Origin of the sequence: Vibrio sp. Vb1729 (genome assembly GCF_033338655.1) — a bacterium.
Classification (GTDB): Bacteria; Pseudomonadota; Gammaproteobacteria; order Enterobacterales; family Vibrionaceae; genus Vibrio; species Vibrio alginolyticus.
The window spans coordinates 46048-58725 of sequence record NZ_JAWOTB010000051.1 but is presented as its reverse complement, the minus strand read 5'-3'; the positions used below and the strand labels follow the sequence as shown (position 1 = coordinate 58725).

At 44.2% G+C, this 12678-nt stretch carries 14 protein-coding genes; 5 read left to right on the top strand and 9 right to left on the bottom strand.

The window, feature by feature from the left end; genetic code table 11:
* The first annotated feature begins 141 nt into the window (after positions 1-141).
* Complete coding sequence (locus tag R7E29_RS22615; RefSeq protein WP_017635023.1) at positions 142-1047, top strand: DMT family transporter; 906 nt, start codon at positions 142-144, stop codon at positions 1045-1047.
* Positions 1048-1242: 195 nt separating this feature from the next.
* Positions 1243-3690, top strand: coding sequence for an EAL domain-containing protein (locus tag R7E29_RS22610; protein WP_054576815.1), 2448 nt, complete (start codon positions 1243-1245; stop codon positions 3688-3690).
* Positions 3691-3708: 18 nt separating this feature from the next.
* On the opposite strand, the gene R7E29_RS22605 is transcribed toward R7E29_RS22610, so the two are convergent.
* The 4 genes from R7E29_RS22605 to R7E29_RS22590 are packed head-to-tail and all read right to left on the bottom strand — an operon-like array spanning position 3709 to position 5950.
* On the bottom strand, positions 3709-4779 hold the full coding sequence (locus R7E29_RS22605; protein WP_054576814.1) for an AI-2E family transporter: 1071 nt from the start codon (positions 4777-4779) through the stop codon (positions 3709-3711).
* 45 nt (positions 4780-4824) lie between these two features.
* On the bottom strand, positions 4825-5151 hold the full coding sequence (locus R7E29_RS22600) for a hypothetical protein (protein ID WP_005379200.1): 327 nt from the start codon (positions 5149-5151) through the stop codon (positions 4825-4827).
* On the bottom strand, positions 5141-5653 hold the full coding sequence (locus tag R7E29_RS22595) for a phage holin family protein (protein WP_047103713.1): 513 nt from the start codon (positions 5651-5653) through the stop codon (positions 5141-5143). Before R7E29_RS22595 ends, R7E29_RS22600 begins: the two co-directional genes overlap by 11 nt.
* A gap of 48 nt (positions 5654-5701) precedes the next feature.
* Entirely contained in the window at positions 5702-5950 is a 249-nt protein-coding gene (locus R7E29_RS22590; protein WP_005379196.1) for a hypothetical protein, read from the bottom strand.
* 360 nt (positions 5951-6310) lie between these two features.
* Between R7E29_RS22590 and R7E29_RS22585 the strand changes: the two genes are divergently transcribed.
* Both R7E29_RS22585 and R7E29_RS22580 read left to right on the top strand, forming a co-directional pair.
* Positions 6311-6748 (top strand): DUF2383 domain-containing protein, encoded by a 438-nt coding sequence (locus tag R7E29_RS22585; RefSeq protein ID WP_005379194.1) that lies wholly within the window; start codon positions 6311-6313, stop codon positions 6746-6748.
* A gap of 148 nt (positions 6749-6896) precedes the next feature.
* Entirely contained in the window at positions 6897-7295 is a 399-nt protein-coding gene (locus R7E29_RS22580) for a hypothetical protein (RefSeq protein WP_005379193.1), read from the top strand.
* Positions 7296-7497: 202 nt separating this feature from the next.
* On the opposite strand, the gene R7E29_RS22575 is transcribed toward R7E29_RS22580, so the two are convergent.
* The 5 genes from R7E29_RS22575 to R7E29_RS22555 all read right to left on the bottom strand — a co-directional run bounded on the left by R7E29_RS22575 (position 7498) and on the right by R7E29_RS22555 (position 10822).
* Positions 7498-9162, bottom strand: a complete 1665-nt coding sequence (locus tag R7E29_RS22575; RefSeq protein ID WP_053307270.1) for a diacylglycerol kinase family protein — start codon at positions 9160-9162, stop codon at positions 7498-7500.
* A gap of 144 nt (positions 9163-9306) precedes the next feature.
* Complete coding sequence (locus tag R7E29_RS22570) at positions 9307-9738, bottom strand: hemerythrin domain-containing protein (protein WP_017821107.1); 432 nt, start codon at positions 9736-9738, stop codon at positions 9307-9309.
* Positions 9739-9842: 104 nt separating this feature from the next.
* On the bottom strand, positions 9843-10040 hold the full coding sequence (locus R7E29_RS22565) for a hypothetical protein (RefSeq protein ID WP_005379178.1): 198 nt from the start codon (positions 10038-10040) through the stop codon (positions 9843-9845).
* Positions 10041-10048: 8 nt separating this feature from the next.
* The gene (locus tag R7E29_RS22560; RefSeq protein WP_005379177.1) at positions 10049-10225 is read right to left on the bottom strand and encodes a DUF1328 family protein; all 177 of its coding nucleotides are present in this window, start codon (positions 10223-10225) and stop codon (positions 10049-10051) included.
* A gap of 45 nt (positions 10226-10270) precedes the next feature.
* The gene (locus tag R7E29_RS22555) at positions 10271-10822 is read right to left on the bottom strand and encodes a BON domain-containing protein (protein ID WP_047103707.1); all 552 of its coding nucleotides are present in this window, start codon (positions 10820-10822) and stop codon (positions 10271-10273) included.
* Between the two features lie 436 nt (positions 10823-11258).
* Here R7E29_RS22555 and R7E29_RS22550 point away from each other — a divergent pair, with 436 nt between their 5' ends.
* A complete protein-coding gene (locus R7E29_RS22550) occupies positions 11259-12602 on the top strand; it encodes a sigma-54 interaction domain-containing protein (RefSeq protein ID WP_005382945.1) in 1344 nt (447 codons plus the stop codon).
* Positions 12603-12678 lie beyond the last annotated feature (76 nt).

The following is a 12678-nucleotide window of genomic DNA, read 5'->3' as shown; positions in this document are numbered from 1 at the left end:
CTATAACAATGGTATTTAGACACTGGATAAATGTCCAGTTTGTTGGATGAAAAATCCTCGCATACACTAGGCCTTCCTATAATATTCTTTCTTCCGCTCAAATTATCCAAACCGAGCGGCACATCATCACGCAGAGGCATCATGAACGAGCGTCGCGCCCTAGGATTTGGGCTCTCAGCAGTATTACTTTGGTCTACCGTTGCAACCGCATTTAAACTCACGTTGGCAGAATTTACGCCGATTCAAATGCTATGCATTGCCAGCATCGTCTCTGCGATTGCACTAACAGTAATCTGTGGTGTGCAAGGTAAATTGGGCCAGTTAAGCGCTACATTTTTCTCAAACCCTTGGTATTACCTACTGCTTGGGTTGATTAACCCTTTGGCGTATTACGTTATTCTGTTCAAGGCATATGACTTGCTGCCCGCATCTCAGGCTCAAGCGATCAACTACAGCTGGGCCATCACCTTAACGCTAATGGCCGCTGTTTTCTTAGGGCAAAAGATCCGTGGTAAGGACTGGCTGGCTTGCGGTTTTAGTTATGTCGGCGTGATAGTGATTGCCACACAAGGCAATCTTTTAGGCATGGAATTTGAGAGCCCGTTGGGTGTTGGTCTTGCGCTGCTATCAACACTGCTGTGGGCCGGTTACTGGATTTTAAATACCAAAAATAAGGCCGACCCTGTGGTTGGCGTTCTGCTCGGCTTTTTGGTCGCTATTCCATTCGCCATTGGTTTAAGTCTTTATGAAGGTGCGAACTGGCAGATGATCTCAGCTAAAGGCTGGGCAGCGGTGACGTATGTCGGACTGTTTGAAATGGGGATCACTTTCGTTTTGTGGCTGAGCGCACTCAAATCAACGCAAAACACCGCGCGTATCAGTAATCTGATCTTTGCTTCTCCATTTATCTCACTCATGTTGTTAGCTACCATCATCGGCGAAGAAATTCATCCTTCAACCTTGATTGGCCTGGTATTGATCATCAGTGGCTTAGTCATTCAGCAAGTCTCATGGGGTAAGAAAACCAAAGCGGTAAACGCTTCTTAATCACCTATCAAAAGCCCTAAAAAAAGATGCAATAAGTTGGATAAAAAAGAGATATAGATAACATTTTAATGATAGAAAGCACTTTACGCTGCTAGGATTTAGCTACGCGTTGGATACGATACTCACAAAGCCCAATAGCTTACGCTAGATTCTAATATAATTACCTTTGGGCGATTTAGGACTCGTTATTAATTTATGTTTCGCTTCGCTATTCCTTCGCCTTTGATGGCAGACTGGCAACACGCTCTGCGACAATGCTGTGATGTAACTCAAGCTCAGGGACAGCTTTATACTCTGAGCGATACTCAGCAGTGGCTATCGACTGAGGTGTCCACCTCAACCCAAAATCATCGTGCTATCGTCGATGTGATAACGCAAGTTGTCGATCACTTTACGCCGACAGATTTTACAGTTAGCCATACCCCCTTTGAAGAGCAAACCTTGAGCATTGGACCGATTTGGCTACCTAATGGCGAATTGCTTGCCGTACTGACACTGACTCACCCTAATGATCAATCAACGGTTGTTTCGGCATGGCTAAGCGCAATCGCGGGGCGGATCAGCTTTGATATCAACTTGCACTGTCAGCAAGAACAAACGCGACATCAAAGCGCGGAAATAAAGCCAACACCTACACTACAAGAGTTTATCGACTGCCTTGAAGACCACGTATGGATAAAAGGCATGGATGGCCTTTATTCGATGACCAACCGAAGCGTAGAAAACGCGTGGCAAAAAACCAACAGTGAAATCATTGGAAAAGACGATTTTGCCCTGTTTAGCCATGAACGTGCGGAAAAATTCATTGATGCCGATAAATTGGTGGTAGCCACTGGCACGCAAAATATTGTTGAAGAATGCCGTCAAATTGATGAAAACAATAACCCCACTTGGCTAGAAACCATTAAGTCTCCTGTCCGTGATCATGCGGGAAACTTAATCGGCATTCTGGGGATGACACGTAACATCACCCGCCGAAAAATGGTAGAAACGCAGCTCTCCTTAGCGTCCCAAATTTTCAACAATTCGCAAGAAGGCATGGTCATTACAGACCGCAATGCCAACATCATTGATGTAAACACGGCTTTTACCCAAATTACAGGTTACCGCCCTGAAGAGGTGATAGGAAAAAACCCACGAATTCTGCGCTCAGGCCATCATGATCAAGGCTTCTATCAACAGTTGTGGCATCAACTCGAAAACAAAGGCCAATGGAAAGGCGAATTCATCAACAGAAAGAAAGATGGCAGCATTTATCCGCAATTAGCGACCATTAGCGCCGTAATGGACGATAAAAACCACCTTATTAACTACATTTGTGTGTTTGAAGATATCTCTGTGCGTAAGGCACACGAAGAAAAGCTGCAGCGCATGGCTTTTTACGATCCATTAACCAATCTACCTAATCGCACCCATTTACTCAGCTTACTCGAACAACACATCGAAACCGGACACAAAAACCAGCAGACGTTTGCCACCCTATTCTTAGATATCGACCATTTCAAACACATCAACGATAGCATGGGCCACTTCTGTGGTGACCAATTGCTGTCTAAGTTAGCGATTCGTCTGCAAGATGTGCTTCACCTCAATGCGCATGTGGCTCGCATTGGCGGCGATGAATTTGTGATTATTTTGCCAGACATCTATAGTGATGTTGCCTTACTGGAAACCGTCGGCGATATTCTAAGCGTATTCCAGCAACCATTCGACTTAGCAAATCACGACTCACTTCGTGTCTCGACCAGTATTGGTATTGCCTTGTACCCAAGAGACGGTCAAGACAGTGAAACCTTACTGAAAAACGCAGACACCGCGATGTACTTAGCGAAGAAAAATGGACGCAACGGCTACGCGTTTTACTCACCGGATTTGACCGATAAATCCGTATCCCATGTACGCATTCAATCCGCTTTGCATCAAGCAATAGAAAAACAACAACTCCGGTTAGAATTCCAACCGCAATACAATTTGGAACAAAATACGATTGTCGGCGTGGAAGCTTTATTGCGCTGGCAGCATCCAGAGTTTGGCCTTGTACCACCAGCAGACTTTATTCCAATTGCAGAAAAAACAGGGCTGATTCAAAGCATTGGTGAGTGGGTGTTACAACACGCTTGTTTGCAAGGTAATGCTTGGCTGGACCAGGGCATCGAGTTTGGCAAAATCGCCGTCAATGTTTCTGCGTTGCAGCTTCAGCAGTCAAATTTCATTCAGCGATTAAGTACTATCCTCGATAACACCGGATACCCTGCCCAACGGTTAGATTTGGAGATCACAGAGAGCTTTTTACTGATCGACCCTCAACAAGCCATTGCATCGTTAAATCAATTACGAGAGCTGGGTATTGAGATTTCTCTGGATGACTTTGGAACTGGCTATTCGTCTTTGTCTTACTTGAAAGGTTTGCCAATCAACAAACTGAAAATTGACCGCTCATTTGTCAGTGATGTCCCAAGTAATAGCGACAGCAACGCGATTGTGAATGCCATTATTGCCATGGGAAAAACGCTGTCGTTGAAAGTCGTCGCGGAAGGGATAGAAACTCGGGAACAAGCCGATTATTTATTCGAAAAAGGCTGTATTTATGGTCAGGGATATTTATTTAGTCAGCCAGTGAGCGCTGAAAAACTGTTTCGTTGAACCAGCTTGCTCCTCAAGTCACTCTCGCGGTGCCACGTCCGCGGAGGTGATTTGCTTTGCTTGATTTTGGGCTGATTGGCACAGCTCTAGGCGATCAACCAAAATATTGATACAAACCAGCAACGGCACACCGATCAATAGTCCCATTCCGCCCCAAAGCCAGCCCCAAAAAACAAGCCAAACAAAAATCACTAATGGGTTTAAATTAAACCTTTTCCCCAATAGTGTTGGTGTAACAAACTGACTTTCAATCAAATTGAGCAGTAAATAGATAGACACAACCGTCAGCATAAAACTGACCGACTCCAACTGAAGATAAGCAACAAAGCCAAAGCTCATCATGGATATGACAGGGCCGAGGTACGGCGCAAAATTCATCACGCCTGCAAATGCGCCCCATAGAAATGGATCTTCAAGGCCTAGAACAAAAAACACGGCCCCGACACTCAACCCCAGCCCAGCATTCACTAAAGTGATGGTGCCAATGTATCGAGATAGGTCTTTCTGTAGCGCTTTGACCAACTCAATCGCTTGGCGCTGTTTGGCGAACCCATGTAAGTAAGACACTGACTTTCGAAATAAGCTTCGTCCATGATTGAGCATAAAGTAAACCATAAACAGCACGATCATCGCTTGTGTCAAAATCGTCGGCGTAGTGGTCGCGAGCGTTTTTACCAAAGAAAATACGGTGTTGTTCCCGACCTCATCCATACTCATATCGTTGGCGATATTCAATGGAGTATTAAGGTGATCAGCCGAAGCTTTAGTAACTTCGCTTACTTCTTGCGACACATTTTTCACGATACTGGGCAGCTCAGACCACCATTGCTTGGCGGGCTCCGACATGGCGGCAAGACCAATAATTGAGGCGCCAACGAGGAATGACAGCGTCAACACGACGGTAATAGCACGTGGTAAACCTTTGTCTTCAAGATAATTAATGAAAGGGCTGCACAGCAGAGAAATAAAGGTGCTAAGCACAATAGGTAACAATATTGGCTTGGCAAAATACAGCCCTGGGACGAGTAACAGGACGAGAAGCGTTGCACCAATCGCAGTGTTGGCAGGAATGTTCAATTTCGCTGTCATAATAAGCTCAGAATCGGTAAGAAAATTTTGCGGTGAAATCCGCTATTAGAGTGGTTCGCCCTCTGTCGTCGCAGCGTTGCTTACTTGTGTTGCTGCATTTCCATTTTGCTCCGCATCTGACTCATCCAGAGAAGCTGCCGCGACCGGCTTTGTGAGCGAATCGGTAATATCAGACACGCTGCTAACCAATAGCCCCATTGACGAAATAGAAGAAGTCAGTCGAGACAATCGACCTGCTTTTGCTGCGGTAACGGCAACGACAGCACTAATGCCTAATGTCGTCCAAGGGTTTTCTCTCACAAACTTCTTGGTGGTAAACGTGAACATTTCCATCGACAAACAACATTGCTCTAGAGATGCTTTACCTTCCATCCGCTTGATCCGCATGGCTCGATTGAGCTTTTGTAGCGAGCGCATCCCACCCCTCCTGTAATTGTTCTGTCGTATTTTTGAATCCAAGAAATCCAACTAAACGCTTCTGCCACCAGGCTAAAGCAAATAATGCCAAGCCTAATGATGTGATAAATACACCCACGGCAACATACACGTTGGCAGTTAACTGATAAGCCACCACCCCAGAGGCAAGGCACAAACTGAATACGAACAATACCGACAATAGGGTAAAAACAACGGTACACAGCAAAATCTGACGCACTGCGGACACGTTAACTTTCATCTCCAAGAGGAACAAATCCAACGTTGAACCTGACCATGCTTTTAGCGATGTCGTCAGTTGGTCCAATTGCGCAAGAATGCTGCTCAAACCATTAATGGTTTGTTGGATATCCTGTTCTTCTGCCCCATCAGGGGCTCGGCCGCTGTCTGAAGCCGCCGAGCCTGATTGCTGATTGGTAACTTGCCCTGAGTTATTCATGTGAAGCCTCGCCTTTCTGTTGTGTGGCTTAATCCTTGGTGACCACTATTATTTGATCAGCTTCGAAACCGCCCAACCAGCAAGGAAGGCGCAGCCTATGCTCAGCAATGGGCGCTCCTTGATTACATTTTCTGCCGACTTAGTCGCCTGCTGAACTTGCTGCGCACCGACATCCAGCTTCTCTTTGGCTTGGTCTTTCATCGCGCCAACGGCTTCCGTCGTGGCTTGTTCCGCTAAGTGATATGCTTCTTCTAACTGCTCTTGAGGTTTTACTGTGCTTTCTTTTGTAGTAGCCATAACTAGCCTCCATTAATGAGTTGAATAGTGAATCAAGTGAAACAATGTTTGACCTCACTTACTCCCTACAAAGCCATATCCATGCCAGAATTTTAAATTATTGTTTTTTATTGATTTTATTTTTATTTCGATAAAAAGCCGTATCTGTACGTGTAATTCTTTCCAGGCTTTCCCCGCCATTCTTGTAATTTTTTCTTAGCGCCTTACCGACTGTTAGCAAGTTATTGCAAAACAAGATATTAAGTCACTGATTAATAAGACTTAAAGTTCATTGGCATACAACCTGCAATTGAAGATGAACATCGTGTTTGTATTCCATACGCTCAAACACCCCTATCACCAGTAAATAAGGAGTGGCATATGAAAAATGAAAACATCGCCTCAATCATTGAGCTTATCGAAAGCGGAAATGAAATTTACAACAAGGCCATCGAGAACATCGACAACACTTCTTTGAATAATGTGTTGGTAGAACTGCTCAGAGTACGTGAGCGTGCAGTCATTGAGCTCACTCCCTACTCTCTAGCAAGTAACAATGAAGAATCTGCCGACGACACTCCGGTTTCCTACACCATCAAGGCGCGTGAGGTCTACAGCGACGTGATGAAGGAAGTGTCCTCTGACAAAGAGTCTATGTATTTAGAACAGCTTGAAGGTGTCGAAAGCAAGGTACTCAAAGAGATTGAGAATTTGATTACTTCCCACCCAGAGCAGGCGGATAACTCGGTTCTGCTGAAAGTTCGTAGCGATATAAAAAGTTGCAAAGAAAAACTCAGCAGCATCAGCCTTATTAGCTAAAACCTGGTGGTCGCCCTTGCAATAAAGCTCGGTATTGAGCAAAGAAATGGCCAACTTGCTTTGGCCATTTCTGACAAGCCCACAGGCGCATTAACATAACCGTCACGAGAAATGTCCCACGACAATAATCACAAATAAAGAGGTCACTATGACATTGGATAACAATCGAGTAAGGGAGCTACTCGTAAAAATGACACACCATCGCCAAACGTGTTTGCCTCTCGTTAACCCGCAATCACATATGACACTCGCAAGAGCGGCATATCGATTCGTGAAAATAGAAAAAGTGATGATCAAAAAGATGGCGAAGCTGTTTTTCGACCAAGATGGTGAACAATTCATTGCAGAAAATGCCACCGAATACGGCGTTGCCGAGCTAGGTAATTACAAAGAAATGCATTTTATGAATAAATTACTGTTAGATGATTTAAAAGCCCTGCTTAGAGCCATTGACGACACCAACTTAACCGCACTTGTTTCTTATTGGTTAGCTGCTTTACAAGTTGAAAACGATGAAATTGAAAAGCACTTACCTCAGGGTGAGTAATTATACTCGCCCTTCTTTCTTCACTTTGTTTAACCCTCATCCCCAATCAACCTAATAAAAAGGTGCAGATAGACAAAAGCCGCTGCATCTACGCAGCGACCTTGATAGCCTTTTTACGACGCACACCAAATCATCAAACAGCACAGAAAAAGCGCCATGTAGAATACGAAGCAAATGGCGCGTTATCCGCGGATTATCTGTGTTAAAGCGAAGCTGATTTACGTCTCTGGCTTGGAACAAATACGTTCAATGACTTTGGACGCAGCTTGATTGCCAGTTGCTCATCAGAATACAGTTCACCATCAATCACATATTCAATCGGTTTATTCGCAGAAATAGTGACGCTCTGAGCCGTCGCGTATTGAAAATGTGTCGATTCTTCCTGTGCGCCTACGCTCGTTAATGTCAGATCCGACAAGGCGATAAGACGTCCGCCTAAAGACTCGGTGTTATCTAAATATGTGATATGCAGCTTGCCATCATCAGGCTGCGGCGCATCACCACCTTGGGCAAGCAACGTACTAAATGGAGCGATATTCGCAACGACAAAACTATGGACGTCAAGCGTTTGTGTATTCTTGTCGTGGTTTCCATCTTCAGTTGGAGCGTCTAACGATACGGTTAAAGCTTGCGTTTCTTCCGCCACTACAGCATTAAAAAAGCCGGTGAGGTAAGCGAGTTGTCCAAAAACATTTTTCTCTTCTCGCTGAGCGTGCTCGATCATTTTCTGTTCTAGCCCAATGCCTAAGACCAATAAAATAAGCCGCTGATTACATTCCGCAGTATCAATACGTTGGCAGTGTCCGCCAAGCAACGCTTCACACGCTTTTTCGACCGGTGAGAATTTTGCGCCAACGCCATAGAGCACATGACATAACGCATTGGCAGTTCCGAGCGGAACAATACCGAGTTTTAGGTCGGTATCCACCAATTGGCTCGCCACCTCTGTTACTGTGCCATCGCCACCAGCTACGATGATTTGCTTAGCTCCACTTTCTTTTGCCTGTTGTGTTAGCTGCTCGGCGCTGAGGTTTGTGGTGGTTTGATGAATACTCAAGCGATATTTTTTGGTTAGTTCACGAATCAGGTGCTGTTCGTTTTCCTCCCATTTTCCGCCACCTGCAACAGGGTTAACCACCATCCAAGTGGATTGATCCAGCCCTAGTACGCCTTTTTCACTGATCGCTCGTAACGTTCTAATCTGTAATTTATTCAATCTCGCGGTACTGCGTACGTCATTGATTTTTTTCATCACGGATTCAACCGTCAGTGACGGGTCTTTGCTCAGTAAATACGCCGCCACAACAAACACTGAACGACCACGCCCTAACGCACAATGCACAACCACTGCCCGCGAGCACGAGATTTGAGTATCAATCCAGTTAATCGCATGGCGAAGGCGCTCTAGCGTTGGGGCTTTGTGGTCGAGTACCGGAATCGAAAGGTAATGAAACTGCTTGTCGGTCATCGCACTTTCAAGGCCTGCAAATTCTGCGGTGACATCGACAATACAAGAGATTTCATTGGATTCGAGAAAATCTAAGTCACTCTGAAACAAACGGCGAGATAGGTATAAATTGTCGCTGACTTTTTGGATTGGAGGCACTGTATCACGCCGTCTTTCCCAGGCGTTATACGCTCTAGCCCCCAATAGAAATGGGATGAATGCCCAGCGAATCCACCTGACAATCTTGCCATCTTGGTTTTTTCTAAAAATAGAGGGAATGTCGAATACGTAGGCTACGCTGACCAACGCTAAAGAAAGCGATATCCATAAGAACAGCAAACTAACGATAATTTGAGGCGTATAGATAGCGGCCAATAAACTGATCAGAGCGCCAAGAATATAATATTTGATGATAAACATTCGCTCTCCTTGCTTTCAGCGAGTGCACTTTTTAGTGGAAGTTAGAATACGCGGGGGATTGAGCTTGGATACATGAACTTTAGTAAACGCCTTGATTGAGTGCCTTCCCGTGCCGAAATGGCACGAAAAGGTCCAACACTCTACCTAGCTTACCATCTCTTCAACATAACCATCCGCTAGTTTCATTTTCTGCTTATCGGTCATTACCTTACCGGCTAACTGGAAGAAACGCTGCTCTTCTTCCTCAAGATGGTGCAACACTTTGTGACGCAAGGTTTTCATTAGGTTGAGCCACGCTGGCGAGCTCATATCGGTTGCATCAAGCTGTGCAATCACTTTATCAATTTCATGATGCTCTGCGATGCCATGGCGAGTGAGATCAATGGTCTTATCACTATCTATTAAAGGCGCGTAGAAAAACCGCTCTTCTGCCGCTGCGTGCTGTTCGAGTTCCTCTTTAAGGTTGTGATAAAACTCTTCACGAGCGGGGGAATCTCCAGACGTTTCCATCAGAGCATCGAGTAAAAGGCGTTGCTTTTCATGACTCTCTTTCAGTACATCAAATATGTTTTTCATCTTTGACTCCTTATCTGATTGTAAACAATTGGGACAAAAGGAAGGGCGGTGATTGACCGCCCCTCTCTTACATAGCTATGCGTAAAAAACCTAACCTAATTCGGCTAACAGTCTTGGTCTTCAGCGTTTAGGTTTTCTTTAATGTTTTCACATTCATCTTCAATCGCATTTTGGGTTTCTTCGGCGGCTTCATCTATCTTTTTGCCGGCCTGTTCCATTGGCCCTTCTTCACTACAAGCTGCCAACGCAAACACCAAACCGAATACTGCGGCGATACGGTAAATAAATGACGTAAGTCGCATGGAATCTCCTATCTATTTACGTTTTTTCTTCCCAGTAGAACAATCACTATTGATACAATTAATGACAGTAGGAATAGGTAAAATATCACTTGCGCGATAGAGGCAGCAGCTCCTGCAATACCGGTAAAGCCTAATAGTGCAGAAATTAGTGCCAGTGCCAGAAAAATAAACATCCAACGAACCATAGTGTTACCTCCTAATAAAAGTGGGTTAAATCACTCGGCTCGCTATTATTGAACCACTTCTAGCTTATCAATCACCTTATTTACGTCATTGGTGTTATTTGCAATTGAAATTGCAAGATCATGCTCCGCATCTGAATTAACTTTACCTGCCAACGTTACCGTTTTGTGTTCTGTCGTTACATCAATATCCGTACCACTCACATTGGTATCCATTAGTAGGCGCGTTTTAACTATAGTCGTGATTTTAGAATCGGTCAGTGTAGCTAAAGCTTCTGAATCAGTTTCTTTCTTGCCTTCATTCACTACTGACAATTCGTTGTTTACTTTTTTCACACCATCAAGACCAGTAACAAGCTCTTCGGCAAGTGATTTTTCAAGATCATTGTTTACCGAACCAGAAAGGGTAACGACCTGATTCTCTACATCGGTATTGATATCAAAAGAGTTGAGATTGCTGTTTAGCAGTAGTGTGGTTTCAGCTTTACCATCTAGCCAAGCGTCCATGGATTCTTTTTCCCATTTATCACTCGCTAAGACTGCTGTAGATGAAGTAGCAAGAACTGACGTAAGTACAATTTTAGCTGCGATGTTATTCATGGTAATTCTCCTTTATTGACGTTGCACTTCCCTAGGAGCAAACCATGTGCCAACTTTATAACTCATTGTTTTTAAGTGACTAATAAAGGAAAGAGGTAAAAATGAGATGAGCAATAAAGTATAAGCATGAATTATTTACACGTAAAAAATGTAATTTTTAATCGGTGATAAAGCCTCCGTCACTTGTGCCTAAATAACCTGATAAAACAGAAAGGCTATTTCCCCAGAATCAATTAATAGCAAACTTATTATTTTAAAAATAAAAATCTGAACAAAAGGAAATATCTACTGATGGCTCTCACCGATATATATCAAAAAGGGGCTAACAACATAAAAATACCGAACAAATCCTTAAATCTATGCTGACAATATTTTGTCTTGTGAAGTGAGAATAATCCACGTACATTGTTTCTGTCATAGTAAAGAGGACATTTCTATGTCGATGCCAAGCCTGTTTCTAAGAATACAAGATCCATCACTTAAAAATGCCATCGCTTCTTGCCAGGAACTGAACAAATTTCGTCTGCATGACATCGATGCCGCAGACCAATGGATTGAAGATTTTCTACAACTCAAACCGGAAGTTGCGATTGTTGAAGTCGCCCACTTTACTAGTGCAGATTATCAACGTCTTTCTAATATCGAAGACATCTACGATATGGACTTGATCATCATTAGCTCAGGCGCTCCAAACGAGAACTTGGATAAGCTGATGAACTTGGGTGCTATTTTTCACTACAGAAAGCCCGTTGATATTGCCATTCTGACGGACACCCTGAGCGAAGTCAGCCAATACTATCAACACAAACAAGATCAAGGGCGTAAAGTGTCCACCAGCGATCTTGACCAATTTGGTCTTTTGGTCGGCTCTTCCTCTCCGATGCATCAGCTCTATCGTATGATCAGGCGCGTTGCTAAAACAGAAGCCAACGTCCTTATTGTCGGTGAAAGTGGATCAGGCAAAGAACTGGTGGCGCAGACCATCCACTTAGCGAGTGAGCGTAAACAACAGCCCTTTATAGCGATTAACTGTGGTGCCATTAGCCCTGAATTAGTTGATAGCGAACTGTTTGGCCATGAGAAAGGCGCTTTTACCGGAGCAAATAAAACTCACCAAGGTGTATTTAAGCAGGCAGAGGGCGGCACCCTATTTTTAGATGAAATCACCGAGATGCCTATCGAGCATCAAGTGAAGCTATTGCGGGTGCTAGAAACCGGAGAGTATCGCCCAGTTGGCAGTAATACAGTTCATATCGCTAATACTCGCATCATTGCTGCTACAAACCGTGATCCTAAAATCGCCATTGAGGAGCAGTTCCTGCGTGAAGATCTGTTTTTCCGGTTATCGCATTTCCCATTAACGATACCGCCACTGCGAGAACGAGGCGGTGATATCGTCGGTCTGGCCAAGCACTTTATTGCACACCGCAACGCCAATGAGGCAAAAACCAAAACGATTCTTGACTCTGCGATCCAAAAAATCGCTGCACACGACTGGCCAGGTAATGTCCGTGAGCTCAAACACACGATCGAGCGTGCATTTATTTTGGCTGATGACACCATCCGAGATGAACACCTTATCTTCGACACACCACCATTGGAAACAGGCACCAGCATCGAAGACCTTGTTCCGGCGGGCGTTTCGCTAGAAGAGCTAGAAAAAGCCGCCATTCTCAATACCCTTGAAGAGAATCAAGGTAATAAAACGGAATCAGCGCAGGAGTTAGGCATTAGCGTGAAAACGCTCTATAACAAACTCGAAAAGTATCAAGACGAGTAACTCGCTATGGGAATACAAAAAGAGCACTGACTTTTATTCAGTGCTCTTTTTGTATCTTATCTTTTATGCAGTTAGG